This window comes from Vibrio sp. B1FLJ16, assembly GCF_905175385.1.
GTDB lineage: Bacteria > Pseudomonadota > Gammaproteobacteria > Enterobacterales > Vibrionaceae > Vibrio.
The window spans coordinates 2,574,194-2,600,692 of sequence record NZ_HG992749.1 but is presented as its reverse complement, the minus strand read 5'-3'; the positions used below and the strand labels follow the sequence as shown (position 1 = coordinate 2,600,692).

The window sequence follows — 26,499 nt, the reverse complement described above, 5'->3', positions numbered from 1 at the left end:
AAGAATGGTGCCGACTACCGGAATCGAACTGGTGACCTACTGATTACAAGTCAGTTGCTCTACCTACTGAGCTAAGTCGGCACATCTTATTCTTTTACTAACTGTTCGTGCTAAGCACCAACAATTAAGAAATTGTGGTGCCCGGAGGCGGAATCGAACCACCGACACGAGGATTTTCAATCCTCTGCTCTACCGACTGAGCTATCCGGGCAACGGAGCGCTATTAAACGGATTTTACCGCTTTGCGTCAACCTCTTTTTTCAAATAATTTCAAAAATGTGGTTGTTCGAGCGCTTTTTGTTCAACTGTCGCTACAAAGTTTGCTGGGAGTTAAATTCCTTTTTGAAATTTGTAACTTTTTCTAGGTAACGACGTGCTTCTGCATTGGGATGTTTTTTAGTCAGCGCCCAGTAAACCTGATTGGGTTGCAGAGAGTTCAGGTCTCGCATCGCGCGTTTACGGTCACTGCGATTAAAGGTGTTGAGTACACCGCCAGTTCCGCCGTTGTATGCTGAGATTATGCTGTACTCAAGCGAAGTAGGGTGACTCACATCTCTCAAATAACGGTTCTTCAGGATATAAAAGTAAGCCGTGCCGGTATCTATGTTGTTTTCCGGATTGAACAAATATTCCGGGCTAGGTTGCCCTGAGCGTTTCTTGACTAGTTTGAATACGTCGCGTCCTGCTGTTTTCGGCACGACCTGCATCAGGCCATAGGCATTTGCCCAGCTCACCGCATAAGGGTTAAAGCTGCTTTCTGTTTTTATAATGGCATAAATCAAATCTTCAGGAATATCGTACTTTTTCGACGCACGGCGCACTATATCTGCATACTGATAGCTGCGCTGAGAGAAGTGGTCTTCCACTAATGGAATTTCGACGTAATAGGCTTTTTTGAAGTCAACGTTTTTAGTTTTTATCTGGTTAGCGAGCAGGTAATCGGCAAACCGACTCGCGCGCCACGACCATTGAATTGGCTTTTTATCCTGGTCAACGACCTGTTTATAAAGAAATGGTTGACCTTCGAGTTTGATCTCTTTGGAAGAAAACAAGTCGACGCTGGCAGGATCATCGGGTGTTAACAGGGTAGTTATTATCGCATTTTTAAGGTGCTTTTGGGGTTCGGTAGGTGAGACTGTCTCAATAGTTATGACGCCTTTTTTAAAGTCGACTTCGGCGCGGCTGAGATAGTTGTCGATATACTTAACGTAGTTACTTTTACCCGCATACTTAACTTCTTTTTTCCCCCAACGCTTCTGAATGTTCCCAGAAAAACTGTTGATCAGAGCATCGAGAGCGGCGGTATCTTTTTCAAATTGTCCCGGTAACTCGGCTAAATTATTGGCGAAACGGTTAGTCGGCTCATAATTGACATCATAGAATCTTTCAACGAACTCACGGCTACAACCTGCCATCAAAAGCGCGGCAGCAATTAAGACAATTTTTTTCATAGTTTATTATTGGATGGGATCTGAAGAGAGAATGACACCACAATGTGATGTGTGGTGTCATTGTTTTTGAACAAACTTATTTGATTGAACAAATAGCTTTATTCGCTAGGCGGTGTGTAGCCTTCAATGTGGACTTCTTTGCCTTCAAACAGGAAGTTGACCATTTCGGTTTCAAGCAGTTTACGGTGCTCTGGATCCATCATGTTGAGTTTCTTTTCATTGATCAACATGGTTTGCTTATGTTGCCACTGAGCCCAAGCTTCTTTCGAAATGTTGTCGAAAATGCGTTTGCCTAGTTCACCTGGGTAAAGCTGAAAGTCTAGGCCTTCAGCTTCTTTGTTTAGTCGAGCACAAAACACAGTGCGGCTCATAATGACTCCTTTGTATTCAATTAACGAAGTTCGTGGGGCAGCGCTTCCAGTAATAACTTCACTGGTGCAGCCAACCCTACCTCTTCAGGTTGAGATAAGTTATACCAAAGACCTTTGTTGTCTTCCATTACCACATCGGGTTGCTTTGACAGGTCAATCAAAATAGGTGTGATATCGAGGTGGTAATGACTGAACGTATGGCGGAAAGTGATCAGTGTTTGCTGATCCTTTATGTCTCTAGCCTGAATACCTCTTTGCTCCAACAGCAAGTCAATATCGCTTTCTATATCCACATGTTCAGTTTGCGGGAAACAGAATAACCCACCCCAAATCCCTGTCTGAGGTCTCTGTTCCAGCCATACTTCATGCCCGTTGGCATTATGGTGATGCAGCATAACAAAGCGTGTTTGTTTCACCGGTTTCTCTTTTTTCGGTTTCTTGCCCGGATAGTCGAGTATATTGCCCTTTTTTTTTCGCCACACATAAATCTGCGACAGGGCATAAGCTGCACTTAGGCTTACTGCGTGTGCAAACAATAGCACCCATGTCCATCATGGCTTGATTGTATTTGTCGACATCCGTTTGTGGGGTATGTGCCTCGGCAATCTCCCAAAGCTGGTTTTCCACTTTTTTCTGCCCTGGCCAGCCTTCTACGGCAAAACAGCGGGAAAGCGTTCGCTTGACGTTACCATCTAGAATCGCATGGGGCTGCTTATATACGGATGACAATACCGCTGCAGCTGTTGAGCGGCCAATACCCGGCAGGGCATTCATCTGCTCTATATCCAGAGGGAATTCACCACTGTATTTATAGGCGACCTCTTTGGCCGCTTTATGTAGGTTACGTGCCCGGGCGTAGTATCCGAGACCTGTCCACAGGTGCAGCACTTCATCTTGCTCGGCATTAGCAAGATCGATCACGGTCGGAAAACGCTCCAGAAAACGCTGGTAGTAAGGAATAACCGTGGTGACCTGAGTTTGCTGAAGCATGATTTCAGACAACCAGACACTGTAGGCGGTTTTGTTTTGTTGCCACGGAAGCTCTTTTCTTCCATAAGCGTCATACCATTTCAAGATGGCACTGGCGAAAGGGGTCACGACTTGCTCTGTATTCTATTATTGGTTAGGGGCAAAATTGCACCACAGAATAGGGGATAAGTACAACTGGTAAACTGTGGGGATATTACAGGTGGCATGATCTATAGACTGAGAGCTCAACAAAAACTTGCACCTGGGTAAATTCTTTGGATAATCCCCGCTTTGATTAATCAATGTGCAGGCAAAACCAATGAGTGAAGTAACCACTAACGAATACAACGAAGACGGCAAGCTGATCCGTAAAATCCGCAGTTTCGTTCGTCGTGAAGGTCGTTTAACCAAAGGCCAGGAAAACGCGATGAATGAGTGCTGGCCAACAATGGGTATCGATTACAAAGCAGAACTTCTTGACTGGAAAGAAGTTTTTGGTAACGACAACCCGGTTGTGCTTGAGATCGGTTTCGGTATGGGTGCTTCACTGGTTGAAATGGCAAAGAACGCACCGGAGAAGAATTTCATCGGTATCGAAGTACACAGCCCGGGTGTTGGTGCTTGTCTTTCTGATGCACGTGAAGCGGGTATCACTAACCTGCGCGTAATGTGTCACGATGCGGTTGAAGTGTTCGAACACATGATCCCGAATGACAGCCTGACCACGCTGCAGCTGTTCTTCCCAGACCCATGGCATAAAAAGCGTCACCACAAGCGTCGTATCGTACAGCTTGAATTCGCTGAAATGGTTCGCCAGAAGCTGATCCCTAATGAAGGTATTTTCCACATGGCAACGGACTGGGAAAACTACGCTGAGCATATGATTGAAATCATGAACCAGGCGCCGGGTTATGCAAACATTGCTGAAGAAGGTGATTTCGTACCTCGCCCTGAAGACCGTCCGCTGACGAAATTTGAAGCTCGCGGTCACCGTCTTGGTCACGGTGTATGGGACATTAAATTCAAGCGTACCGCTTAAGGAGTCAGTTGATGTACCACTATGCGATATTAGCGAATCCGGGTCATAACCGTATTTATTTTGATAGCGCAATGACCATCGCATGTTCAGAGCTAAAAGCTATGTTAGCTTCTGAAGGTGTTGAAGTGACTGAAATTGGCAGCAAAGACGTAGGCTTACCTGCGGCACTGGTGTTCTCGTGCGAGGAAGCGCTTAATGAACAACAGTCGCGTAAGATTGCTGCATCTTCTATCTATTACGCGCTGTTCGAAGTGCGTGAAGATGGCTTGCTACGACCAGTTCAGGCGCCTGCGTTCAACACTTTCCCGGAGAGTATGAGCCAGATCCTGCGTTATACCGGTAAAACCAACGAGCAGTTTACCCGCTTGATGGTAAACCTAGGCGTAAGTGCCGCGAATACAGACAGCGCGCAACTGACGTTAATGGATCCGATGTGTGGTAAGGGTACAACACTGTTTGAAGGTTTGATCCACGGTCTGAATGTCGTGGGTGTTGAGATCAACCAGAAATGGGTTCAGGAGATCCAAACCTTCATCGTTAAGTTTATGAAGAACGGTCGCTTTAAGCACAAAGTGAGCAAAGAGAAGCGCACTTCTGGTGGTAAAAAAGTGGCGGATGGTTTCGTGGTTGAGGCGGCAGCGACTAAAGAAGATTACAATCAGGGTAATCTTCAGACAATGAAGCTGTATTCGGCTGATACACGTATCGCAGACCAGGTTGTAAAGAAAAGTTCAGTGGATGTTATGGTGTCTGATTTGCCTTACGGCGTGCAGCACGGCAGTAAGAATGCCAAAGACAGCAAGCTGAACCGCAGCCCACTTGAACTTTTGCAAGAAGCATTGCCTGCATGGAAAGTAGTGCTGAAAAAGCAGGGCTCTGTGGTGTTGTCTTTCAATGAGTTCACACTGAAATGGAAAGATGTCGCGGCACTGTTTGAAGAACAAGGATGGAAGGTGCTTTCAGAAGAGCCTTACATCGGTTATCTTCACCGTGTAGATCAATCTATCAACCGCAATATTATTGTGGCAGTGAAACCATAACCGATACATCGATAACCAATTATTTGAAAAGCCAACACTTAGTTGGCTTTTTTTAGCTCTGAGTTAAATCTCTTTTAGTAAGGTAGTTAATGAAACCGACAGCGGAAATTTTGACAGACATTCTGACTGAAGTTCGACCTTTGATCGGTCAGGGTAAAGTGGCTGATTACATTCCGGCTCTGGCAAAAGTGCCTCATAACAAATTAGGCATCGCGGTATACACCAATCAAGGGGAAGTGATTAAAGCGGGAGATGCCGATGAGCCCTTCTCCATTCAGTCTATTTCTAAAGCCTTAAGCCTGACACTGGCGATGTGCTTGTATAAGCAAGAGGAAATTTGGGCGCGTGTAGGGAAAGAGCCTTCAGGTCAGGCGTTTAATTCCCTCATCCAGTTAGAGGTCGAGCAGGGTATTCCGCGTAACCCGTTTATTAACGCGGGTGCGATTGTCGTTGCGGATCTGCTGCAAAGTCGCTTGTCTGCACCACGTCAGCGTCTGCTTGATTTTGCCCGCCAGCTATCGGGCGACACGCACATCGTTTATGACAAAGTCGTCGCGGCTTCTGAAATGATGCATGGCGACCGTAATGCGGCGATTGCTTACCTGATGCGCTCGTTCGGTAACTTCGAAAATGAAGTCATCCCTGTTTTGCAGAACTACTTCCACGCTTGTGCATTAAAAATGAGCTGCGTAGATTTAGCTAAAACCTTCAGCTACTTAGCGAACAAAGGTACTTCGGTACAAACAGGAAAGCCTGTTGTAACACCGACTCAGACAAAGCAGCTGAATGCTCTTCTCGCAACGTGTGGTCTTTATGACGGTGCTGGTGAGTTTGCTTACCGTGTCGGCATGCCGGGTAAGTCTGGTGTGGGCGGAGGTATTGTGGCCGTTGTTCCGGGAGAGATGACTATCGCAGTCTGGTCGCCGGAGCTTAATTCGGCAGGTAACTCACTGGCAGGAACTAAAGCTCTGGAGCTGCTTTCGGAGCGAATTGGTCGCTCTATTTTCTAGAGTTGCCCGTTCGGAGCAGGATCAACAAAAATGCCTCTCACATTAGGAGGGGCATTTTTATAGCTCAGTTTTTCGGGAAGTTATTCGTCTTCTTCAGCCATAAAGGCTTCCAACAAATCGTTTAAGAACAGTTTGCCTTTCTCGGTGATCTGCCAGTGTGTGTCAGTCTCACTTAAATACCCCACTTCCAGAGCCCACTGAATGGTGTCCTGAATGCTGCTTAGTGGTAAGCCAGTAGTGTCGATAAAGTCCTGTTTTGGACAAGCCTCGATCAGACGGAACCGGTTCATGAAGAACTCAAACGGACGATCTTCATCTTCCACAAACTGCTCTGTATGCAGGTATGGTTTAACCATGTTCTGGTATGCGGCCAGATACCCGCGAGGATGTTTTACCTTGGTGGTACGAATGATACGTCCATCCGCAAAGCTCAGCTTGCCATGAGAGCCGCAGCCAATCCCGAGATAATCCCCAAAACGCCAGTAGTTAAGATTATGCTGACACTGATAGCCCGGTTTGCTGTAACCGGAGATTTCATACTGGACGTAGCCAGCTGCCGAGAGCTTTTTATGCCCCTGTTCGAAAATGTCCCACAAGTCGTCGTCGTCCGGCAGAGTCGGCGGCTTGTAGTAAAACATGGTATTTGGCTCGATAGTTAACTGATACCAGGACAGGTGCGGTGGCGCTAGTTCAATCGCTTTGTCCAAATCATCGAGAGCCTGCTCGATGCTTTGATCCGGTAAGCCGTGCATCAGATCGAGATTAAAGCTGTTTAAGCCAATCTGGTGAGCCAGCTTAGCAGCATTAACTGCTTCATCCTTTCCATGAATACGTCCCAGTCGTTCCAGCTTTTCCTGTTCGAAACTCTGTACACCGATAGAGATACGAGTGACTCCTGCTTTTCGATAGCCAGCGAAGCGCTCTGCTTCAATCGTTCCCGGATTGGCTTCCATAGTAATTTCGATTTCTGGCTTGAACGGTACTCGTGTTTCTATCCCTTTTAACAGACGTTCGATACCTTCGGCGGAAATCAGGCTCGGCGTACCACCACCGATGAATATAGAGTGCAGCGGACGTGGCACATCGTTCAGGTGATATTTCTCAATATCGGTATCGAGATCTTCCAGAAGGGCATTGATGTACTCTTCTTCCGGGATCTCCGCTTTGAGCGCGTGCGAGTTAAAGTCGCAATAAGGGCACTTTTGTACACACCAGGGGATGTGGACATACAGACTGAGTGCTGGGGGCGTTAACATGGTTAAACTCGTTATGACTATACTTTGGAGTGTAGGGCTGTGGGCTTACTGGGCTGCGTGTGCAGACAGCTGAGCGAACAGTGATTTAAGCGCTTTACCGCGGTGTGACAGCTGTTTTTTACGCGCTGGTTCCAGCTCTGCAGATGCACACTCGTCTTCTGGTACGAAGAAAACAGGGTCGTAACCAAAGCCGTTTTCACCTTGTGCTTCTGTCAGAATACGGCCTTCCCATACGCCATGACAAACAACAGGAGTCGGATCGTCTTTGTGGCGCATTAACACCAATACGCAATGGAAACGTGCCGTACGCTCTTGTTCAGGAACACCTTCCATAGCGGTAAGCAGCTTTTCCAGGTTCTCCCGATCCGTAGCGTTTTCGCCGGCGTAACGTGCTGAGTAGATGCCCGGTGCGCCATTAAGGAAATCGACTTCTAACCCAGAATCATCCGCGATAGCAGGCAGGCCTGTTTCCTGAGCCGCGTGGCGAGCCTTGATAATAGCGTTCTCAATGAATGTGGTGCCCGTTTCTGCTACGTCAGTTACGTTGAATTCACTTTGTGCCAGTACTTCGAAGCCGAAATCTGACAGTAAATCAGCCATTTCGCGTACTTTGCCTTGGTTGCCTGTTGCTAACACAATCTTTTTCATGGGGTTCTCTTTTCATTGAGATAAGGAGAGCTTATTGCTCTCCTTATCTGTTTTACTTTGTTATTTTAACTTATGAAAGCTTTTGGTCTACTGGTGGTCAAAAGCTTTCAGAACATCATGTTCCAAAGGCTTTTGGTTCATGATGTTCTAATTGCTCTGGAATCTATTTTTCAACATATCACTCTTCGACACCTTACTCTTCTACAAAGAATTTCTGAGTGAATTTCAGTTTACCAGAGCCTTTGTTGCCAGATTTTACATCAATATCGAAGGTAAAAGTTTCTTCATGTGTGACTGGCAGTTCCGCCAGGTAGTAAATGGCATCGCCTTCTTTAATTTCGCGGAAGGTTAGCTTTTGAGTCTGGCCAATCAGGTTCTTTGCTTGCCCGCTGACTTTTGCTTCCAGAGCTGGTTTTCCTAAAGAGGCTCTGTCCAGTACGCTGATATTGATGATTGCGAGGTAACCATTACGTTTGATGTCGTAACTACGCGCTATTTTGGGTGTCAAAAAGGTGGAGTTAAACGCCACGTAATGCACTTCGATGTCTTTCATGTTTTTGAACTGTTCAGCGAAAGTCGGAAAAGACAACAGGCTGATCAGCAGTGCAGTAATCCATTTGTTCATCGTGAAATCCTCAGAGAGATACTTCTATGCTCAAGTAACTTCAAGATGCTTGAGTATATTTAAGTTTAATTTAAATCATCTGCTTTTAGGCTAAATAAAAAGCCATCATAAGATGGCTTTTACTTCAGCAGGTATCTGGGAAGGGGATTCTATCCGAATTTGTTTGTGCCGTCCCAGTTCGCCTTTTTCTATGTGAACCAAACCTTTAGCGACTTTAAACTGTTTAGCCAGAAATTTGGCTAGATGCGCGTTGGCTTTACCATCGACAGGCGGGGCGGTGATAGCGATTTTCAGCTCTTCCCCGTGCAAGCCGACGATTTTATCGCGGCTTGCTTTAGGTTGAATGTAGAGCTTAAGGACAATGTCCTCGCCATCTTGCCAGGCGGCTGACACTACAGCTGGAACCAAATCGGACCGATAATATCGCCCATCAGGAAGTTGGCGAACTGGAGGCCGATAAACAGAACCAGAACACTAAGATCAAGACCACCAAACGCCGGAAGAATACGACGGATAGGCGCGCACATTGGCTCTGTAAGCTGGTGGAATACATACTCAATCGGGCTGCGGCCCTGACTCACCCAGCTCAGGATGGCTCGAAGTAGCAATACCCAGAACACTAAACCACCGGCCGCTTTAATCAGAGACAGGAAGCCCAAGAACAGGAACTCAGCACTGAAAGAAACAGAGCCGCTTGATGCGATAAGAATTAAAGCAACAAATTTAAGCACGCAAAGCAGATACGCAAACAGAACTGTCGCTAAGTCGATATTACCGATAGACGGGATAACTCGACGCAGCGGAGCAATGACAGGTTGCGTAGCTTTAACGATAAATTGCGAGAATGGGTTGTAGAAGTCTGCGCGCGCAGCCTGCAACCAAATACGCAATAAAACGACCATGATGTACAGGTCGAATAGGGTTGAGATGAGAAAACTCATAGAATTCATAGGTTACCCTTCATAAAAGTGGATGATCTCTCTGAATCAGCCAGATAATTAAAATAATTTTTCCATTTCTTCCGCGCGAGCAACTGCTGCCTGCATTGCTTTTGCCACAATATCAGAAAGTTGGTGCTCGTTGAATGTGCGTAGTGCTTCTGCTGTTGTCCCGCCTTTAGACGTCACGTTCTCACGCAGGGTGGATAACTCGGTATCCGGATTATTCACAACCATGCTGGCTGCGCCCAATGCGGCTTGCTGAACCAATATGCGGGCTGTCTTTTTATCGAAGCCTTGCGCAATAGCTTCTGCCTGCATCGCTTCCATAAACAGGAAGAAATACGCTGGTGCGCTTCCCGCTGCTGCAATCACATTGTTAATGCCGGACTCTTGCTCTACCCAACATACTTTGCCAACGGCTTCCATCAGCTGGGCGGCAAACTCTTTATCTTGTTCGTTGACATGTTCTGGTGCAAAAAGCCCACTCATCCCTAAACCCAGCTGAGAAGGGGTATTTGGCATTACTCGAACCAGGTTTAATTGAGTGTTCAGCATCTCATCTAAACGTGAACAATTAATACCAGCAGCGATAGAAATCACCAGTTTGTCACTGAAATCGACTGCTTGCAGAGGTTTACATACCTCCGCCATCATTTGTGGTTTCACCGATAAAACCACCACATCGGCTTCTGACGTTGCAAGGATGTTGTCGCTGGTGGTGCGGATGCCAAAATCTTGCTCAAGAGGCAAGCGGCGTGTTTCCGAAGGAGCTGTTGCGATAATACTCTGCGCTGGATAACCATTTGTTACTAAGCCAGAAATAATGGCTCTTACCATGTTACCTGCGCCGATAAAGGCAATCGTTTTATGTTCCATTTATCTGAATTCCGTTGTGATTCTGTATTACTAAAATGCACTCGCGCGCCATAACATTTAAGTCTTGCCACGCGAAAAAGGCTCTGACAGGGGCAAGTTGAATTGCATATGTTGCCAGTGACTATTCACTCTTTGTGCTGTAGTCACGTGCTCCAAAAATAGCTGTTCCGATGCGAACCATGGTACTGCCTGCGTCTATGGCTGCGGTCATATCGCCACTCATTCCCATTGATAATGTGTCTACTTCCGGATACTGCTGTTCGAGCACTTGCTTCAATGTAGCCAGTTTCTGGAACTCATGAAGTTGTGACTCGTAGTCCGATACGTTCGCAGGAATAGACATTAACCCTCTTAAAGTGAGGTTGGGAAGACGAGAAATCAACTCAGCTAACTCGAATACTTCTGCATCGGTTACGCCGGACTTTGAGTCTTCACCACTGGTATTGACCTGAATAAGTACTTGCAGTGGTTTTAGCTCGTCAGGTCGTTGATCATTCAGGCGTTGAGCGATCTTGGCCCGATCAATGGTGTGAACCCAATCGAAATGTTCAGCAACAAGGCGGGATTTATTGGACTGAATAGGGCCGATAAAGTGCCATTCTATGTGATTTTCTGGATAATACTGCTCAAAGTGCTGGACTTTGTTAACGCCTTCCTGAACGTAGTTTTCGCCAAACGCGGTTTGGCCGGCTTGGTACGCGTCAAGAATGGCTTCAACAGGTTTGGTTTTACTTACTGCTAAAAGTTGCACTGACTCAGGAGAACGGCCGCACTTTCGTTCGTCGTTGCGTATTTGAGAGGTGATATGTTCAATATTTTGTTGGATACTACTCATAGCTGTATTTTGATTTAAGGGTTTTAAATGGATATCACTGAGTTACTGGATTTTAGTGTAAAGCATAATGCTTCGGATCTACATCTTTCTGCTGGCGTACCGCCTATGGTCAGAATCGATGGTGATGTACGAAAGCTAGGTATTCCGGCGTTTACACACCAAGAGGTGCATCGCTTGGTTTTTGAAATCATGAACGATGCCCAACGCAGTGAGTTTGAAGAAAAGCTTGAAGTTGACTTCTCGTTTGAACTCCAGAACGTAGGTCGTTTTCGTGTTAACGCATTTAACCAATCTCGTGGTTGTGCTGCGGTATTTCGTACTATTCCAAGCATTATACCGACTCTCGAAGAACTGGATGCACCAGATATTTTTCGAAAATTGCTAACGCACAAAAAGGTCTCGTTCTGGTCACAGGGCCAACCGGTTCAGGTAAATCGACGACCTTAGCTGCCATTGTCGACTACATTAACCGTAATCACAATAAGCACGTTCTCACAATTGAAGATCCGATTGAATTTGTTCATACCAATAACAAATGTCTGATCAACCAACGTGAAGTTCACCGTGATACACATAGCTTTAAAAATGCTTTACGTAGTGCGCTGCGTGAAGACCCAGACGTCATCCTGGTTGGTGAGATGCGTGATAAAGAAACCATCAGTCTTGCGTTAACCGCTGCGGAAACGGGTCACTTAGTGTTTGGTACTCTGCACACGAGTTCTGCTGCGAAAACCATTGACCGTATTATTGATGTGTTCCCGGGCAGCGATAAAGACATGGTTCGTTCAATGCTATCTGAATCTTTACGTTCTGTTATTGCCCAGAAACTGTTGAAACGTAATGGTGGCGGACGCGTTGCTTGTCATGAAATCATGATGGCGACACCGGCAATCCGTAACCTAATTCGTGAAGATAAAGTCGCTCAGATGTACTCGATCATTCAGACGGGTGCGGCTCACGGAATGCAGACCATGGAGCAAAACGCTCGACAGTTACTCGCTCAGGGTATTGTTTCTCATGAAGAGGCAGACAGCAAAGTCGGTCTTGATGTCCAGCCGTTCTCGTAGCCCTCATTAAATAAAGGTGTATACACAAGATGGATTTGAACAAATTTCTTGAAGGTATGTTGGCGCTTAAAGCGTCAGACCTTTATATCACAGTGGGTGCTCCCATCCTGTTCCGGGTTGATGGTGAACTGCGCCCGCAAGGCGATAAACTGACTGAAAATGACGTGGCTCAACTGCTGGATAATGCAATGGATCCTGAGCGTCGTCAGGAATTTCGTAAAAGTCGTGAGTCTAACTTCGCTATTGTCAGAGATTGCGGCCGCTTCCGTGTCAGTGCTTTTTTCCAGCGCGAGCTACCAGGTGCTGTCATCCGCCGAATTGAGACTGAAATTCCGAGTTTTGAGCAGCTTAAACTGCCTGTTGTGTTGCAGGATCTAGCGATTGCCAAGCGCGGATTAGTGCTGGTGGTCGGTGCAACTGGCTCGGGTAAGTCTACAACAATGGCGGCGATGACGGGCTACCGAAACAGTAACCGAGCCGGACATATTCTGACGGTAGAAGACCCAATTGAATTTGTGCATGAACACAAGCGTTGTATAGTGACGCAGCGTGAAGTGGGGTTAGATACTGAAAGTTATGAAATCGCACTGAAAAATTCGTTGCGTCAGGCTCCGGATATGATCTTGATTGGTGAGATCCGTAGCCGGGAGACAATGGAATACGCGATGACCTTCGCAGAAACAGGCCACTTGTGTATGGCGACGTTGCACGCCAACAATGCCAACCAGGCTCTGGAACGCATCCTTCATTTAGTGCCGAAAGATCAAAAAGAGCAGTTCCTGTTCGATCTCTCTATGAACCTGAAGGGAGTAATTGGTCAGCAGCTTATCCGTGACAAAAGCGGCAAAGGGCGCCATGGCGTGTTTGAGGTATTGCTAAACAGTCCGCGTATTTCGGATTTGATCCGACGTGGCGATTTGCATGAGCTGAAATCGACCATGGCGCGTTCAAACGAGTTTGGCATGCTGACCTTCGACCAGTCACTTTACAAACTGGTGATGGAAGGAAAAATCAGCGAAGAGGATGCATTGCACAGTGCAGATTCTGCGAACGACCTGCGTCTGATGCTGAAAACCCAGCGTGGTGAGCCACTTGCTACGGGAAGTTTGGCCAACGTTAAGATCGATATGGAATAGATATTTCAGAAAGGAAAGGTTGGCAGAAGCCAACCTTTCTCTTTGTATGCATTCACGCAATCTTTTTAAAACTTATTCACCCCAAAGCTTTTCAAACCAGCTTTCCAGAATCACAACCGCAGACTGACAATCAATATTGCCTTTTGACAGTGCTTTGTAGCCGCCCATTTCGAAAAGATCTGCCCTTGCTTCAGCCGTAGATAAACGCTCGTCGTGAAGTTCAACTGGTAATCCGTAACGACCTTGCAGACGGTTGGCAAATTTTTTCGCTCGCGGGGTAATGGTTTCCAAATCTTTCCCGTGCAGGTCTGTCGGCAAACCAACAACCAGCAAATCGGGTTGCCATTCTTTGATCTGTTTTTCGATGTCGTCCCAGTTCGGGATGCCGTCATTGGCTTTAAATGCTTTCAGAGGAGAGGCGGTACCGGTAATTTCCTGGCCGATGGCGCTGCCAATGCTTTTGGTTCCGAAGTCAAAAGCCATAATTGTACGTGACATAAAGTGTCTCAAATCTAAATTTAATCTAAACGGGGCTGAGCTTTCAGGTTACGCATGACCTGCATCTGAGGAGAGTTGGCTCGGATCGATACCGAGTTTTTCCACTGCTTTGTTCCAGCGCTCAGTTATAGGAGTGTCAAAGATAATTTCAGGCGTCGCTTCGATAGTCAGCCAGGAGTTTTCAACTAACTCGTTTTCTAGCTGGCCTGCACTCCAGCCTGCGTAACCCAGAGCGACCAAATAGTCACTAGGCTCAGCTTCTGTCCCTAATACTGACAGGATATCCCGTGAAGTTGTGACTGCCAGTTCATCAGTCATCTGAATACTGGACTCGTAATAATCTTTGGGTTTATGCAGGATAAATCCCCGGTCTTCTGAGATCGGTCCGCCGTTATACACCGGCCTTTCGAGACTTGCCTCAAACAGGCGTGGATGTACAGGGTCTACTTTGACCTGCTGAAGCATGTTTCCCACAGTGATATCGACAGGCGCATTAATGATCAATCCCATTGCACCTTCTTCGTTGTGTTCGCAAACGTAGATAACACTGTTCTGGAAATAGGGGTCTTTCATTCCAGGCATGGCAACTAAAAAATGGTTTGTGAGGTTCATACTTACACCGACCCTTCGGACTCGTAAATGAACTTGAGCAAATCGTTTATAAGAATAAGTTTGCTCAAGTTAGCATTTGGCTCTCTAGTATAACTTTACTATATATTTAGCCTTTTAGTCGGCGTTCAATGGCGTCCATTAGCTTACCTGTGATTGAAACATCGAATGCGGCTTCAATTTCACGGATACAAGTCGGGCTGGTTACGTTTATTTCAGTCAGTTTGTCGCCAATCACGTCAAGACCAACAAAGATTAGGCCTTTTTCTTTCAAGGTCGGAGCTACTGCCTGAGCGATTTTAAGATCGGTTTCGCTTAGTGGGCGAGCTTCACCGGTACCGCCTGCTGCTAAGTTACCGCGCGTTTCACCTTTGGCAGGAATGCGGGCAAGGCAGTAAGGCATTGGTTCACCGTCGACAACAAGGATACGCTTGTCACCATTGCTGATATCCGGAACGAACGTTTGTGCCATCGCGTAGTTTTGACCATGGTTGGTCAGCGTTTCGATGATCACCGATACGTTTGGATCGTTTTCTTTTACGCGGAAAATAGACGCACCGCCCATGCCGTCAAGAGGCTTAAGGATCACATCACCATGTTGCTCGCGGAACTGTTTAATTTTCTCTGCTTTGCGCGTCACGATCGTAGTTGGGGTTAACTCCGGGAACCAAGCGGTAAATAGTTTTTCGTTACAGTCGCGTAAGCTCTGAGGCTTGTTGACGATCAGCGTGCCTAGTTCTTCTGCTCGTTCAAGAATGTAAGTCGCGTAGATGTACTCGGTATCAAACGGAGGATCTTTACGCATTAGAACCGCATCTAACTCAGATAGCTCGATCGTTTGCTCTGATTTGAATTCGTACCAGCCATTTGGATCTTCTTTCAGCTCTACCACTTTAGTGTCGGCAACTGCGACACCCTGATCCAAATGCAGATCGTTCATTTCCATGTAGTGGATTTCGTAGCCGCGGCGTTGCGCTTCAAGCATCATGGCAAAGCTAGAGTCTTTCTTGATGTTAATGGACGAAATAGGGTCCATTACAATACCGAGTTTGATCATTATTTTTCTCCGTTTTAACCAAGATCGCCGAAACGAACTTGTAAGGCTGTAATTGCTGTAAGAGCCGCAGTTTCGGTGCGCAGCACGCGTGGGCCGAGGAGCGTCTCTTCAAATTGATATTCGCGGGTCATGTCGATCTCTTCTGACGACAAGCCACCTTCAGGGCCGATCAGAAGACGAACTTTTTCAACTGGTGTCGGCAGTGTGTTGATCGAGTATTTTGCACGAGGATGCAGATTGAGCTTTAGGCCATCGTACTCCTCTTTACACCATTGTTCCAAGCTCATGATCGGGCGAATTTCAGGGACGACATTACGACCGCATTGCTCACAAGCACTGATGGCGATTTTCTGCCACTGAGCCAGTTTCTTCTCAAAGCGTTTTTGATCGAGTTTGACACCGCAGCGTTCTGAAATGAGAGGAGTAATGGTATTGACCCCTAGCTCTACTGACTTTTGGATCGTGAACTCCATTTTATCGCCGCGTGAGATAACCTGTCCAAGGTGCAGATCTAGCGGGGATTCAATGCTGTTTTCTGTACGCTCAGTGATATCAACCATGACGTTCTTTTTACTGACTTCGCTGATCACTGCCGGGAACTCAGCGCCGCTACCGTCAAAAAGGAGAACTTCCTGGCCTTCTTTCATTCGAAGTACGCGACCGATATGGTTTGCAGCGTCTTCACTTAACGCGAGTGTGCCAATTTGCTGAATGGTTTCTGGGTGATAAATTCGAGGAATACGCATGAGATTTCCGGCAAGAGAATAAACTTAGTTCCTAACATGGATGCATTTTATCGAAAAAACAAGGGGGCAAGAGGCGTTTGAAGTTAATCAAACGCCTCAATATTAAAGGGGAAAGGCTATGTGTCTAAAGTGCGCGGCACGCCTCTTTAACAAATGGGTTGTGATTGCCCTGAACTTTAGCAATACGCTTGTCTCGTTCACACTCCCATTTATCAACCGGATAAGTTTTGTTCCATGCGCCCATCAGTTGAGTCTGCTGCTTGGAGAGCTTGAATCCGTATTCTTGGCTCATGTATAGATAGGTACGAGCGATTGAGCCCCGTGCGCGATCAGGCGGCATGACTTTGCGCTGCTTGAAGTTAACCTGAACCTCGCAACGCCCGTAGGTTGCACCATCGATACCGTTCCACTGGCTAAAGTTATAATTGGAACGGTCACCGTTGACTTCACCAATGGCAGGAGTCAGGTTATGCAGGTCGGCTTCCATCAGACGGAATGCTTGGTCATTGCGGGTACAGTTTTTACGACCGCCGTCTTGCCAGCATTGTCGCTGGTGGCCGAATTGCCAGGCTGGAACGACGTGCTCCCACTCTATGCGTGAGGCGCGTGTCTGTTGTTTGCGCACCTGGTAGCCACAAGATTCAAGGTCAGGTAAGCCTTTCTTGCCTTGCCATTGAATGTTGCACCCGCAGTAAAAGCTGGTGGGGTTGTCCTGATAGATTTTAACGGCTTCGCGCTTTGCTGCTGAGAAGGAGCTTGGTGGCGCTGCCACTGCTGCACTGGAGAGTGCCAGAATGAAAAAAGAGAACAGGTGTTTCATGGTTAAAGTCTTAGAAAAGTATGACTTTAGCCATTCTATCACTCAGATATTGGCTTTCGTAATGAGCAACTTAATAATAATAAAAGAAAAGTTGCTCATTATATCCGATTGATTATTTATTGAGCAAAACGTTCAGGTTACGTTAACTGATTACCTGTGAATTTCAGCGGCTGGCGACATTTTTGACACGAGTACACCGCCTGTTTGCGCTGCACCTTGTTATGACGACGAATAGACAGCGGATAAGCAGTACAACGACAACAGTACTCGAAGGTCTTACCCTGAACGGAAGTGACTTCAAAGGAGTGGGTAGTTTTGGCCGGTATTTTAAACACCGATTCCATCACCCCTTGCCACTCTTTACCATGAGGACGTACCCGTCCGTAGACCTGGTATGTAATTAAGTGTGCGACTTCATGCGGTATCACTTCATGTAAAAAAGCGAGCTTGTTTTCTTTAAACAAAATTGGATTGAGGCGAATTTCATTAAGCTGGAGGTAGGCTTTGCCAGCCGCTTTACCACGCACATTAAACGTAATATGGGGGAGAGGGAATGAGCGTTTAAAAGCATGTTCAGCTAAGGCAATATGGTCTGCCATCACTTGTTTTGCTTGGTAGCTCAGCTCAATATCCATCTTTACTCCACTTCATTTACTAAAAAGCCCCCGCGTTGGCGAGGGCTGGATCATAGCATCACTGATTTAAAGAGTATGCTTTTTCTTGATAGTTGCGTGGTAAGCATGCCAGGTACCGTAACCAAGGATCGGCATAGTAAATAGCATCCCGATTCCGTAGGTTGCAAACCCGATGAGGATGCCACCACAGATTATTGCTGCCCAGACAATCATGGCCGGAATGTTCGACTTAACCGCGTTAAAGCTGGTAAAGACCGCAGACATCATGTCAACCCGGCGTTCCATCATTAACGGAATAGAGAAGGCAGAAATACTAAATACGACACATGCCAAAACAAACCCAACGATAGAGCCGACCAGTAAGAAAGGCAGGAACTCAGACAGTGGAGCACCTTGTACGGACGGATATAAAGCATGAAGCAGTGACGCGATTCGCATCCAGAAAATCATAAACACCGCAAGCAAAACGGCAAATGCCCATTGAGAAGTGGAGTTACGACCGATGGCTTTCATCGAGTGGAACAGGCTGGGCTTATGTCCGCGTTCTCTTTCCCAGCTTGCATCGTACAGGCCCAGGGCCAGAAATGGGCCAATCAGCATATAAACAATCAGACTTGGCATCACGACAAGATGTGTACCCTGCCATTGTACAAGTAAAACAATTCCAATGGCTGCTGCCATAAAGCAGAGGCCGTAAAACGCGCTTATAAGCGGCATTCGGACGAAATCATGCAGACCGAGTGCGAGCCAATGGAATGGCGCGCTAATGTTCACCGTATTGCATGGAATGGTTCTAGCGTATTCGTTATCTGGGACTTCCTTTTTCTTACCGTGGAAGTCGGATGGATTGACTGTTCTAGGCATAACTCCTCCTTGGCTTATTCCTACGCAGTTATCTAAGCAGTGACTTATACCAACCCCTGTTAGGTGTAAGTCATAAAGGATGCCTGGCTAACGTACTCCCCAAGTTTTCTGTTGTTACCCTAGCTTGCACCCGAAATGTTATCGAAACACTTTTTAACATTATTTTAACTATTGGCAGAGTTCGAACAATTTACAACTATTTGCTTAAAATTTGTTTTCGTTCGACTGAGAAATTGGATAAGGAAGAGGGCGTGGATACTGGTAAAAACAAAAAGCCCCCGCCATTAGGCGAGGGCTTGAAGATTCAAACTGGCTTTCTTATTTGATGCCAGCAAAATCGCGAAGAAGTGCTGCTTTATCAGTCGCTTCCCATGGGAATTCTTCACGACCGAAGTGACCGTATGCTGCCGTCTTCTTGTAGATTGGCTGCAGAAGGTTAAGCATTTCTTGCAGACCGTAAGGACGCAGGTCAAAGAACTGACGTACTGCTTCGATGATGATGTCGTGAGATACTTTCTCAGTACCGAACGTCTCAACCATGATTGATGTTGGATCTGCAACACCGATAGCGTAAGAAAGCTGGATTTCACAACGATCAGCCATACCAGCTGCAACGATGTTTTTCGCTACGTAACGAGCTGCGTACGCTGCACTACGGTCAACTTTTGATGGATCTTTACCAGAGAATGCACCACCACCGTGACGAGCTGCACCGCCGTATGTATCTACGATGATTTTACGACCAGTCAGACCACAGTCACCCATTGGGCCACCAATTACGAAACGGCCGGTTGGGTTGATGAAGAAGTTAGTTTCTTTGTTGATCCACTCAGCAGGAAGAACTGGCTTGATGATCTCTTCCATTACCGCTTCACGCAGATCCGGAGTAGAGATAGTGTCACAGTGCTGAGTTGAAAGAACAACTGCATCGATACCCACGATCTTACCCTGGTCGTACTGGAACGTTACCTGAGATTTCGCGTCTGGACGCAACCAAGGTAGTGTGCCGTTCTTACGTACTTCCGCTTGCTTTTCAACAAGACGGTGAGAGTAAGTAATTGGAGCTGGCATTAGCACTTCAGTTTCGTTACATGCGTAACCGAACATGATGCCCTGGTCACCTGCACCTTGCTCTTTTGGATCTGCTTTATCAACACCTTGGTTGATATCTGGCGACTGTTTACCGATTGTATTCAGTACTGCACAAGAGTTAGCATCAAAACCCATATCTGAGTGTACGTAGCCGATTTCACGAACGGTTTCACGAGTTAGCTCTTCGATGTCAACCCATGCTGAAGTCGTGATCTCACCACCCACCATTACCATACCGGTTTTAACGTAAGTCTCACATGCAACACGAGCCTTTGGATCTTGCTCTAGAATCGCGTCAAGAACCGCATCAGAAATCTGGTCTGCAATTTTATCTGGATGACCTTCTGATACTGACTCAGAAGTAAACAGGTGCTTAGCCATGTTAGCTCCACTATATCTGGTTTATAGCGGCAGCGTGATAAACGCTACCGCGTAAAAATAATAAAATATGTAGGTGTATCTACATCTAGACGGCTATTCTAAATTTGATTGCTCGAATTACAAGCTCTTTTTTGGTTTTTGTCACAACTAAACGTTTGCCTGAATTATTTAACCCGAGCACAGGCTAATTAAAGCCAGCCAGTACCACCATTTCGCCCCAGAGCTCCCTTAGAGCCACAGCAGCAGTTCAACTACTGACTTCAGATTTTGCCTGGGTTAGTCAGCAGAAATGCAGTACTGGCTATGCTGCGAGAGTAACAATTTGATATTAAAAGGCTTGCTAACTTCCTTCTCTCCTATTCAGATTATTTATTCTTTTACGAGTTTCGAAGAAATTAAATTCACAGATGCGATATTTATAAGCTTTTGGAGTGGAAAACGTTTGCACACCCTCAGGGGCTTTGAGAGAATTATGACCTATTTTTTCTTATCGCTTAACGTACTCAGGAGCAGACATGTCGTCTCGTAAACATCTTGCCAATGCAATTCGTGCTCTAAGCATGGATGGTGTTCAACAAGCTAACTCTGGTCACCCAGGTGCACCTATGGGTATGGCTGATATCGCTGAAGTTCTTTGGCGCTCTCACCTGAACCACAACCCGTCAAACCCAGAGTGGGCTGACCGCGACCGTTTTGTACTGTCAAACGGCCACGGCTCAATGCTGATTTACTCACTACTACACCTAAGTGGTTACGAGCTGTCTATCGACGATCTGAAAAACTTCCGTCAGCTTCACTCTAAGACTCCAGGTCATCCTGAGTACGGCTACGCACCAGGTATCGAAACAACTACAGGCCCTCTAGGTCAAGGTATTACTAACGCTGTTGGTATGGCCATGGCTGAAAAAGCACTGGCAGCTCAGTTCAACAAAGAAGGCCACGACATCATTGACCACTTCACCTACGCATTTATGGGTGATGGCTGTCTGATGGAAGGTATCTCGCACGAAGCATGCTCTCTGGCAGGCACGTTAGGTCTGGGCAAACTGATCGCGTTTTGGGATGACAACGGCATCTCTATCGATGGTCACGTTGAAGGCTGGTTCTCTGACGATACACCTAAGCGATTTGAAGCGTACGGCTGGCACGTAGTCCCGGCAGTCGATGGTCACGATCCTGAAGCGATCAATGCAGCTATTGAAGCGGCAAAAGCAGACCCTCGCCCAACGCTTATCTGTACTAAGACCATCATTGGTTTTGGCTCTCCAAACAAGTCAGGCTCACACGACTGTCATGGTGCTCCACTAGGTGCTGAAGAAATTGCAGCAGCACGTGAGTTCCTGGGCTGGGAACACCCTGCATTTGAAATTCCTGCGGACGTATACGCAGAATGGGATGCAAAAGAAGCTGGCGCAGCGAAAGAAGCGGCCTGGAATGAGAAATTCGACGCTTACGCAGCGGCTTACCCGGCAGAAGCGGCAGAACTCAAGCGTCGTCTAAACGGTGAACTTCCTGCTCAGTGGGAAGAGAAAGCAAGCCAAATCATTGCTGATCTTCAAGCGAACCCAGCTAACATTGCATCACGTAAAGCATCGCAAAACGCACTAGAAGCGTTTGGTGCGCTTCTACCAGAATTCATGGGCGGCTCTGCTGACCTAGCACCTTCTAACCTAACTATGTGGTCTGGTTCTAAGTCTCTGGAAGCAAATGACTTCTCAGGTAACTACATCCACTACGGTGTGCGTGAATTCGGTATGACTGCGATCATGAACGGTATCGCACTACACGGCGGTTTCGTTTCTTACGGCGCAACTTTCCTAATGTTCATGGAATACGCTCGTAACGCAATGCGTATGGCTGCTCTGATGAAAATCCAGAACATCCAGGTTTACACGCACGATTCTATCGGTCTAGGCGAAGACGGCCCAACTCACCAACCGGTTGAGCAAATGGCCTCTCTACGTCTGACTCCAAACATGAGCACATGGCGTCCATGTGACCAGGTTGAATCTGCAGTAGCATGGAAACTGGCTATCGAGCGTAAAGATGCACCAACTGCGCTTATCTTCTCTCGTCAGAATCTAGCACAACAAGAGCGTACAGCTGAACAAGTTGCAGACATCGCTAAAGGTGCTTACATCCTGAAAGATTGCGAAGGCAAGCCAGAGCTTATCCTAATCGCAACAGGTTCTGAAGTTGAGCTAGCGGTAGAAGCAGCAGCACAACTAACAGCAGAAGGTAAGAAAGTACGCGTTGTTTCAATGCCATCAACGGATGCATTCGACAAGCAAGACGCAGCTTACCGTGAAGCAGTACTACCATCAGATGTTACTGCACGTATTGCTATTGAAGCGGGCATCGCAGACTTCTGGTACAAGTACGTGGGCTTTGGCGGCAAGATCATCGGTATGACTACTTTCGGTGAATCTGCACCAGCAGGCGAACTGTTCAAGATGTTTGGCTTTACTACTGAAAACGTAGTAAACACAGCAAAAGAGCTTCTAGCTTAATCTTAGTCACACTTTTCAATAAAAAAGCCCCTTATCGGGGCTTTTTTTTATACCTGATTTTTTTGTTTGTATTCGGTTTATTTTCTTTATTTGTTAGTTGGTATTCACTTACAAAAATATCAATGAGAGACGAGGAGTGCGTGTCTCATTTATAATACTCAATGCTTCATTTACGAATCCTGTAAATAGATTTTCATACTCAAAAGTGAGGGGGTTCTGACATCTTTTTCAGAGTAAGTTATTGATATTTTTATTGGACTGATAAGTGTAGTTAATGTATTTTGCTTTGATTATTTGAAATAGATTCATTTGTTAAGGTCCGTTAGAGGTGGGGGGGGGTAACCCTTACTTTTACGTTGTTGGATGCCATGAAAATTTTTCGTTAAAAAGTAAAATTATTACGCTCACCTCTGTCGTTGCAGTTTCATCATATGTTTTTGCTGGTGGTGAGGAACTTCAACAGCCGAACAGTGGAAAAGAAGTAAGAAACGCTGAACAAGGAACAGAGACTTCTGTTTCTGGTAAGACTGACAATATTTCTAACGATGGAACGCTGTTTGATATCCGCAAAATAGCGACGACTTACCAACAGCGAGCAAATGAAGTTCAACAGCAACGAGAAGAAAGTGCGAAAGCTCTCAATGACGCTAACCTTGCTGCTGAAAAAATCTATTTAGACTTAGACAGGCAGCAATCTGAGCTGGTGATTTTTAATCAAAAGCTTGAAGAAGATAAGCTAGCTTTATCAACTAGTCTGGAAAACGATCCTAAAAACGCTGAAAAGCTGTTTAGCTCCATCCAAAAAAATATCGCAACTCGTAAGCAAAAACTTTCTGCACTCGAAAAGCTAGAAAGTGAGCAAAATCTTGCCAAGAACAAAGCTGACCAACAGCTTGAAACGCTGGTCAAGCTTGATCATAAAATCAACGCACTGCAAATTGATACCAAGAAAGCGATCGGTGAACTTGCTAAAGAACACTTTAGTGAGGCGAAGTCTTTTACCTTCAGCGGCACGGTTCGATGCCAGACTGGTGAAGCATTGAAGCAGTGTATGAATAAAGCATCTACCCGCGAGAAAGTCGTTGATTCCGGTTTGAAGCATTACTTTAGTGGTTATCAATCTAACGGAAACAACTGGGAAGCGTTGGATTATAAACTACTGGATCTTGAATACTTGAATGTAACTCAGGACTGGCATGGGACAACTCAGTTCAAAGCTAAAACCAAGCTGATGGTTAATGTTAATAACCGTTTGCTGAACAGCTTATATTCTGTGGTTGGATTGCCTGAAAGTCACAAGGTTAGTCTGGTGTTGCGAAGCAATCAGTACGCTACTTTTTACATGGATGGTAAAGAAATTGGTAAAGGCGTGAATAAGGTCATTTTAATCGATCAAGGTGACTATACATTCAAAGCGGAATACCAAGGTAAAGCAGAATCCAGTAAAGAACATGTCAGCAGCAATAAAACTTTGTTTTACAAGTTATAAGCCTTCTTAGTAGCACATTTTTCTAGTTGCATTTCTGGCTGTAACTGATGCTATCGCTCATATAATCAGGTAAAATACATCCCTTACCGAATTGAGCCAGCATGAGATACAGTCAGGATGTTAAAAGTTGCGATTAATGGTTTTGGGCGTATAGGTCGTAATGTTCTGCGAGCTGTGTATGAAAGTGGCAAACATCAGCAGATCAAGGTTGTTGCAGTAAACGAGCTGGCTCAGCCCGAAGCAATGGCGCACTTACTTCAATATGACACCAGTCATGGCCGCTTTGGTAAGAAGATTTCCCACGACCAAGAACACCTCTACGTTCATCATAGCTCATGCCGTCAAGGCTCAAGTCTCCAAATCACAGGCGAGTACGATGCGATTCGCATCCTTCACCTTGCTGATATTGAGCTTCTGCCCTGGCGAGATCTTGAAGTCGATATCGTATTAGACTGTACCGGTGTTTATGGCTCTAAAGCGGATGGTTTAGCACACATCGCTGCAGGTGCGAAGAAAGTACTCTTTTCCCACCCGGGTGCTGCAGATGTCGATAACACCATTATCTACGGTGTGAATCATGAAACACTAAAAGATGAGCACGTCGTTGTTTCTAACGGTTCCTGTACGACTAACTGTATTGTTCCTATCATTAAAGTTTTAGATGAAGCATTTGGGATTGAGTCTGGCACGATAACGACTATCCATTCATCGATGAACGACCAGCAGGTTATCGACGCGTATCATAGTGATTTACGACGTACACGTGCCGCAAGCCAATCTATTATCCCCGTTGATACCAAATTGCATAAAGGGATTGAAAGAATCTTCCCGAAATTTTCTAACAAATTTGAAGCGATTTCTGTTCGGGTTCCGACAGTTAACGTCACTGCAATGGATTTAAGTGTCTCAATTAGTACAAATGTGAAAGTTAATGACGTAAATCAAACCATTGTGAACGCATCTCAGTGTACATTACGTGACATTGTTGACTATACTGAATCGCCACTTGTTTCCATCGATTTTAACCACGACCCCCATAGTGCAATAGTGGATGGAACTCAGACCAGAGTGAGTAACGGGCAGTTAGTTAAAATGCTCGTATGGTGCGATAACGAATGGGGCTTTGCTAATCGGATGCTGGATACCGCTTTAGCAATGCATACTGCGAATTAAGTTGTACAGCAGTGATGGAAAAATATTTAATTTTAGCCTTGAAATAAATATTGTATGTCTCCATATCTATAACCAGTTTGAAGAATTAACAGGCTTGGCAGGGTTGCCGAGTTTTCAAAAACTTTAATTTTTAAATATTTGAGAGGACACAACATGTCTGTAATCAAGATGACTGACCTGGATCTTGCAGGTAAACGTGTATTTATCCGTGCTGACCTAAACGTGCCAGTAAAAGACGGTAAAGTAACTTCAGATGCACGTATCATCGCATCTCTTCCTACTATTAAGCACTGCCTAGAAGCAGGCGCTAAAGTAATGGTTACTTCTCACCTAGGTCGCCCAACTGAAGGTGAATACGCTGAAGAGTTCTCTCTACAACCTGTTGTTAACTACCTAAACGACGCACTTGATTGCGAAGTTAAACTAGCAAAAGATTACCTAGATGGCCTAGAGCTAAACGCGGGTGAACTAGTCGTTCTAGAAAACGTTCGCTTCAACAAAGGCGAGAAGAAAAACGAAGAAGAGCTATCTAAGAAATACGCAGCACTATGTGACGTATTTGTAATGGATGCATTCGGTACTGCTCACCGTGCTCAAGCGTCTACTCACGGAGTTGGTATGCACGCTCCTGTAGCTTGTGCTGGTCCTCTGCTAGCAAACGAACTAGAAGCACTAGGCAAAGCAATGGACAAGCCAGCTCGTCCAATGGTTGCAATCGTAGGTGGTTCAAAAGTTTCTACTAAACTGACTGTTCTTGAGTCTCTGTCGAAAATCGCTGACCAACTTGTTGTTGGCGGTGGTATCGCAAACACGTTCATCGCAGCTGCTGGCCACAACGTTGGTAAGTCTCTATACGAAGCAGACCTAGTAGATACAGCTAAGAAGCTAATGGATGAGTGTGCAATTCCAGTAGCAACTGACGTTGCATGTGCTAAAGCGTTTGACGAAAACGCAGAAGCTGAAATCAAAGATGTTTCTGAAGTACAAGACGACGACATGATCTTCGACCTTGGTCCAGATTCAACGGCAGCACTGGCTGAAATTCTTAAGAACGCGAAAACTATCCTGTGGAATGGTCCTGTAGGTGTATTCGAATTCAAGAACTTCGAAGCAGGTACTAAAGGTATCTCTGAAGCGATCGCAGCTTCTGAAGGCTTCTCTGTTGCAGGTGGTGGTGACACGCTAGCAGCTATCGACAAGTTCGGTATCAAAGCTGACGTCTCTTACATCTCTACTGGCGGCGGCGCTTTCCTAGAGTTCGTAGAAGGTAAAGTACTTCCAGCAGTTGAAATGCTAGAAGCACGCGCTAAGTAATTAAAATAAAGCGGGGGAGTCATTCTCCCGCTTTTTTGTTTGCTGCA

Annotated in this window: 25 protein-coding genes, 2 tRNA genes and 2 pseudogenes; 9 read left to right on the top strand and 20 right to left on the bottom strand. The window is 45.9% G+C overall.

Annotated elements, in window-relative coordinates; translation table 11 throughout:
• Positions 1 to 5 precede the first annotated feature (5 nt).
• The 5 genes and pseudogenes from KHN79_RS11840 to mutY all read right to left on the bottom strand — a co-directional run bounded on the left by KHN79_RS11840 (position 6) and on the right by mutY (position 2,920).
• Positions 6 to 81, bottom strand: a tRNA-Thr gene (locus tag KHN79_RS11840).
• A 54-nt stretch (positions 82 to 135) separates the two neighbouring features.
• A tRNA-Phe gene (locus tag KHN79_RS11835) sits at positions 136 to 211 on the bottom strand.
• A gap of 100 nt (positions 212 to 311) precedes the next feature.
• Entirely contained in the window at positions 312 to 1,451 is a 1,140-nt protein-coding gene (gene mltC / locus KHN79_RS11830; protein WP_182011683.1) for a membrane-bound lytic murein transglycosylase MltC, read from the bottom strand.
• A gap of 98 nt (positions 1,452 to 1,549) precedes the next feature.
• The gene (locus tag KHN79_RS11825) at positions 1,550 to 1,822 is read right to left on the bottom strand and encodes an oxidative damage protection protein (protein WP_039979927.1); all 273 of its coding nucleotides are present in this window, start codon (positions 1,820 to 1,822) and stop codon (positions 1,550 to 1,552) included.
• 20 nt (positions 1,823 to 1,842) lie between these two features.
• Positions 1,843 to 2,920 (bottom strand): annotated as a pseudogene (gene mutY, locus KHN79_RS11820) (A/G-specific adenine glycosylase).
• A gap of 190 nt (positions 2,921 to 3,110) precedes the next feature.
• Here mutY and trmB point away from each other — a divergent pair.
• The 3 genes from trmB to glsB all read left to right on the top strand — a co-directional run bounded on the left by trmB (position 3,111) and on the right by glsB (position 5,880).
• On the top strand, positions 3,111 to 3,830 hold the full coding sequence (gene trmB, locus KHN79_RS11815; protein ID WP_182011685.1) for a tRNA (guanosine(46)-N7)-methyltransferase TrmB: 720 nt from the start codon (positions 3,111 to 3,113) through the stop codon (positions 3,828 to 3,830).
• A gap of 11 nt (positions 3,831 to 3,841) precedes the next feature.
• Positions 3,842 to 4,870: a DNA methylase gene (locus KHN79_RS11810; RefSeq protein ID WP_182011686.1), complete on the top strand. Its 1,029-nt coding sequence runs from the start codon at positions 3,842 to 3,844 to the stop codon at positions 4,868 to 4,870.
• Positions 4,871 to 4,959: 89 nt separating this feature from the next.
• Positions 4,960 to 5,880 (top strand): glutaminase B, encoded by a 921-nt coding sequence (glsB, locus tag KHN79_RS11805; protein WP_182011687.1) that lies wholly within the window; start codon positions 4,960 to 4,962, stop codon positions 5,878 to 5,880.
• Positions 5,881 to 5,960: 80 nt separating this feature from the next.
• On the opposite strand, the gene hemW is transcribed toward glsB, so the two are convergent.
• The 7 genes from hemW to KHN79_RS11770 form a co-directional block, all read right to left on the bottom strand.
• Positions 5,961 to 7,136, bottom strand: coding sequence for a radical SAM family heme chaperone HemW (hemW, locus tag KHN79_RS11800; protein ID WP_182011688.1), 1,176 nt, complete (start codon positions 7,134 to 7,136; stop codon positions 5,961 to 5,963).
• 45 nt (positions 7,137 to 7,181) lie between these two features.
• The gene (locus tag KHN79_RS11795; RefSeq protein ID WP_182011689.1) at positions 7,182 to 7,784 is read right to left on the bottom strand and encodes an XTP/dITP diphosphatase; all 603 of its coding nucleotides are present in this window, start codon (positions 7,782 to 7,784) and stop codon (positions 7,182 to 7,184) included.
• A gap of 193 nt (positions 7,785 to 7,977) precedes the next feature.
• A complete protein-coding gene (locus tag KHN79_RS11790; RefSeq protein WP_182011690.1) occupies positions 7,978 to 8,409 on the bottom strand; it encodes a DUF4426 domain-containing protein in 432 nt (143 codons plus the stop codon).
• A gap of 105 nt (positions 8,410 to 8,514) precedes the next feature.
• Entirely contained in the window at positions 8,515 to 8,802 is a 288-nt protein-coding gene (gene yggU, locus KHN79_RS11785) for a DUF167 family protein YggU (protein ID WP_244812568.1), read from the bottom strand.
• Positions 8,802 to 9,359: a YggT family protein gene (locus KHN79_RS11780; protein ID WP_182011692.1), complete on the bottom strand. Its 558-nt coding sequence runs from the start codon at positions 9,357 to 9,359 to the stop codon at positions 8,802 to 8,804. Before KHN79_RS11780 ends, yggU begins: the two co-directional genes overlap by 1 nt.
• A 48-nt stretch (positions 9,360 to 9,407) precedes the next feature.
• On the bottom strand, positions 9,408 to 10,226 hold the full coding sequence (gene proC, locus KHN79_RS11775) for a pyrroline-5-carboxylate reductase (protein WP_182011693.1): 819 nt from the start codon (positions 10,224 to 10,226) through the stop codon (positions 9,408 to 9,410).
• A gap of 121 nt (positions 10,227 to 10,347) precedes the next feature.
• Positions 10,348 to 11,061, bottom strand: coding sequence for a YggS family pyridoxal phosphate-dependent enzyme (locus KHN79_RS11770; RefSeq protein WP_182011694.1), 714 nt, complete (start codon positions 11,059 to 11,061; stop codon positions 10,348 to 10,350).
• A 27-nt stretch (positions 11,062 to 11,088) separates the two neighbouring features.
• Here KHN79_RS11770 and KHN79_RS11765 point away from each other — a divergent pair.
• Together KHN79_RS11765 and KHN79_RS11760 are read left to right on the top strand one after the other, a co-directional pair.
• A pseudogene (locus KHN79_RS11765) lies at positions 11,089 to 12,128 on the top strand (type IV pilus twitching motility protein PilT).
• A 29-nt stretch (positions 12,129 to 12,157) separates the two neighbouring features.
• The gene (locus KHN79_RS11760) at positions 12,158 to 13,264 is read left to right on the top strand and encodes a PilT/PilU family type 4a pilus ATPase (RefSeq protein WP_182011695.1); all 1,107 of its coding nucleotides are present in this window, start codon (positions 12,158 to 12,160) and stop codon (positions 13,262 to 13,264) included.
• Positions 13,265 to 13,336: 72 nt separating this feature from the next.
• Here KHN79_RS11760 and ruvX read toward each other — a convergent pair whose 3' ends face one another.
• The 8 genes from ruvX to metK all read right to left on the bottom strand — a co-directional run bounded on the left by ruvX (position 13,337) and on the right by metK (position 19,966).
• Complete coding sequence (ruvX, locus tag KHN79_RS11755; protein WP_182011696.1) at positions 13,337 to 13,762, bottom strand: Holliday junction resolvase RuvX; 426 nt, start codon at positions 13,760 to 13,762, stop codon at positions 13,337 to 13,339.
• 48 nt (positions 13,763 to 13,810) lie between these two features.
• Positions 13,811 to 14,374: a YqgE/AlgH family protein gene (locus KHN79_RS11750; protein WP_182011697.1), complete on the bottom strand. Its 564-nt coding sequence runs from the start codon at positions 14,372 to 14,374 to the stop codon at positions 13,811 to 13,813.
• A gap of 106 nt (positions 14,375 to 14,480) precedes the next feature.
• Complete coding sequence (gshB, locus tag KHN79_RS11745) at positions 14,481 to 15,428, bottom strand: glutathione synthase (RefSeq protein ID WP_182011698.1); 948 nt, start codon at positions 15,426 to 15,428, stop codon at positions 14,481 to 14,483.
• 14 nt (positions 15,429 to 15,442) lie between these two features.
• On the bottom strand, positions 15,443 to 16,174 hold the full coding sequence (rsmE, locus tag KHN79_RS11740) for a 16S rRNA (uracil(1498)-N(3))-methyltransferase (RefSeq protein WP_182011699.1): 732 nt from the start codon (positions 16,172 to 16,174) through the stop codon (positions 15,443 to 15,445).
• A gap of 124 nt (positions 16,175 to 16,298) precedes the next feature.
• Positions 16,299 to 16,994, bottom strand: a complete 696-nt coding sequence (endA, locus tag KHN79_RS11735) for a deoxyribonuclease I (RefSeq protein ID WP_182011700.1) — start codon at positions 16,992 to 16,994, stop codon at positions 16,299 to 16,301.
• Between the two features lie 137 nt (positions 16,995 to 17,131).
• Complete coding sequence (locus tag KHN79_RS11730) at positions 17,132 to 17,629, bottom strand: SprT family zinc-dependent metalloprotease (RefSeq protein ID WP_182011701.1); 498 nt, start codon at positions 17,627 to 17,629, stop codon at positions 17,132 to 17,134.
• Positions 17,630 to 17,695: 66 nt separating this feature from the next.
• Positions 17,696 to 18,493: a DUF2189 domain-containing protein gene (locus tag KHN79_RS11725; protein ID WP_182011702.1), complete on the bottom strand. Its 798-nt coding sequence runs from the start codon at positions 18,491 to 18,493 to the stop codon at positions 17,696 to 17,698.
• A 318-nt stretch (positions 18,494 to 18,811) separates the two neighbouring features.
• Positions 18,812 to 19,966, bottom strand: coding sequence for a methionine adenosyltransferase (metK, locus tag KHN79_RS11720; protein WP_182011703.1), 1,155 nt, complete (start codon positions 19,964 to 19,966; stop codon positions 18,812 to 18,814).
• 515 nt (positions 19,967 to 20,481) lie between these two features.
• Between metK and tkt the strand changes: the two genes are divergently transcribed.
• The 4 genes from tkt (at position 20,482) to KHN79_RS11700 (ending at position 26,452) form a co-directional block, all read left to right on the top strand.
• The gene (tkt, locus tag KHN79_RS11715) at positions 20,482 to 22,476 is read left to right on the top strand and encodes a transketolase (RefSeq protein ID WP_211907247.1); all 1,995 of its coding nucleotides are present in this window, start codon (positions 20,482 to 20,484) and stop codon (positions 22,474 to 22,476) included.
• Between the two features lie 328 nt (positions 22,477 to 22,804).
• Positions 22,805 to 23,965 carry a hypothetical protein gene (locus KHN79_RS11710; protein ID WP_211907245.1) on the top strand — a complete coding sequence of 387 codons (1,161 nt, stop codon included), beginning with the start codon at positions 22,805 to 22,807 and terminating at the stop codon, positions 23,963 to 23,965.
• A gap of 117 nt (positions 23,966 to 24,082) precedes the next feature.
• Positions 24,083 to 25,138: an erythrose-4-phosphate dehydrogenase gene (gene epd, locus KHN79_RS11705; RefSeq protein WP_182011187.1), complete on the top strand. Its 1,056-nt coding sequence runs from the start codon at positions 24,083 to 24,085 to the stop codon at positions 25,136 to 25,138.
• A gap of 153 nt (positions 25,139 to 25,291) precedes the next feature.
• Positions 25,292 to 26,452 carry a phosphoglycerate kinase gene (locus KHN79_RS11700; RefSeq protein ID WP_176293502.1) on the top strand — a complete coding sequence of 387 codons (1,161 nt, stop codon included), beginning with the start codon at positions 25,292 to 25,294 and terminating at the stop codon, positions 26,450 to 26,452.
• The last annotated feature ends 47 nt before the right edge of the window (positions 26,453 to 26,499 follow it).

Bases quoted from the DNA above. Each gene is read 5' to 3' on its own strand.
- mltC (WP_182011683.1), bottom strand. From the start codon at position 1,451: ATGAAAAAAATTGTCTTAATTGCTGCCGCGCTTTTGATGGCAGGTTGT.
- KHN79_RS11825 (WP_039979927.1), bottom strand. From the start codon at position 1,822: ATGAGCCGCACTGTGTTTTGTGCTCGACTAAACAAAGAAGCTGAAGGC.
- trmB (WP_182011685.1), top strand. From the start codon at position 3,111: ATGAGTGAAGTAACCACTAACGAATACAACGAAGACGGCAAGCTGATC.
- KHN79_RS11810 (WP_182011686.1), top strand. From the start codon at position 3,842: ATGTACCACTATGCGATATTAGCGAATCCGGGTCATAACCGTATTTAT.
- glsB (WP_182011687.1), top strand. From the start codon at position 4,960: ATGAAACCGACAGCGGAAATTTTGACAGACATTCTGACTGAAGTTCGA.
- hemW (WP_182011688.1), bottom strand. From the start codon at position 7,136: ATGTTAACGCCCCCAGCACTCAGTCTGTATGTCCACATCCCCTGGTGT.
- KHN79_RS11795 (WP_182011689.1), bottom strand. From the start codon at position 7,784: ATGAAAAAGATTGTGTTAGCAACAGGCAACCAAGGCAAAGTACGCGAA.
- KHN79_RS11790 (WP_182011690.1), bottom strand. From the start codon at position 8,409: ATGAACAAATGGATTACTGCACTGCTGATCAGCCTGTTGTCTTTTCCG.
- KHN79_RS11780 (WP_182011692.1), bottom strand. From the start codon at position 9,359: ATGAATTCTATGAGTTTTCTCATCTCAACCCTATTCGACCTGTACATC.
- proC (WP_182011693.1), bottom strand. From the start codon at position 10,226: ATGGAACATAAAACGATTGCCTTTATCGGCGCAGGTAACATGGTAAGA.
- KHN79_RS11770 (WP_182011694.1), bottom strand. From the start codon at position 11,061: ATGAGTAGTATCCAACAAAATATTGAACATATCACCTCTCAAATACGC.
- KHN79_RS11760 (WP_182011695.1), top strand. From the start codon at position 12,158: ATGGATTTGAACAAATTTCTTGAAGGTATGTTGGCGCTTAAAGCGTCA.
- ruvX (WP_182011696.1), bottom strand. From the start codon at position 13,762: ATGTCACGTACAATTATGGCTTTTGACTTCGGAACCAAAAGCATTGGC.
- KHN79_RS11750 (WP_182011697.1), bottom strand. From the start codon at position 14,374: ATGAACCTCACAAACCATTTTTTAGTTGCCATGCCTGGAATGAAAGAC.
- gshB (WP_182011698.1), bottom strand. From the start codon at position 15,428: ATGATCAAACTCGGTATTGTAATGGACCCTATTTCGTCCATTAACATC.
- rsmE (WP_182011699.1), bottom strand. From the start codon at position 16,174: ATGCGTATTCCTCGAATTTATCACCCAGAAACCATTCAGCAAATTGGC.
- endA (WP_182011700.1), bottom strand. From the start codon at position 16,994: ATGAAACACCTGTTCTCTTTTTTCATTCTGGCACTCTCCAGTGCAGCA.
- KHN79_RS11730 (WP_182011701.1), bottom strand. From the start codon at position 17,629: ATGGATATTGAGCTGAGCTACCAAGCAAAACAAGTGATGGCAGACCAT.
- KHN79_RS11725 (WP_182011702.1), bottom strand. From the start codon at position 18,493: ATGCCTAGAACAGTCAATCCATCCGACTTCCACGGTAAGAAAAAGGAA.
- metK (WP_182011703.1), bottom strand. From the start codon at position 19,966: ATGGCTAAGCACCTGTTTACTTCTGAGTCAGTATCAGAAGGTCATCCA.
- tkt (WP_211907247.1), top strand. From the start codon at position 20,482: ATGTCGTCTCGTAAACATCTTGCCAATGCAATTCGTGCTCTAAGCATG.
- epd (WP_182011187.1), top strand. From the start codon at position 24,083: ATGTTAAAAGTTGCGATTAATGGTTTTGGGCGTATAGGTCGTAATGTT.
- KHN79_RS11700 (WP_176293502.1), top strand. From the start codon at position 25,292: ATGTCTGTAATCAAGATGACTGACCTGGATCTTGCAGGTAAACGTGTA.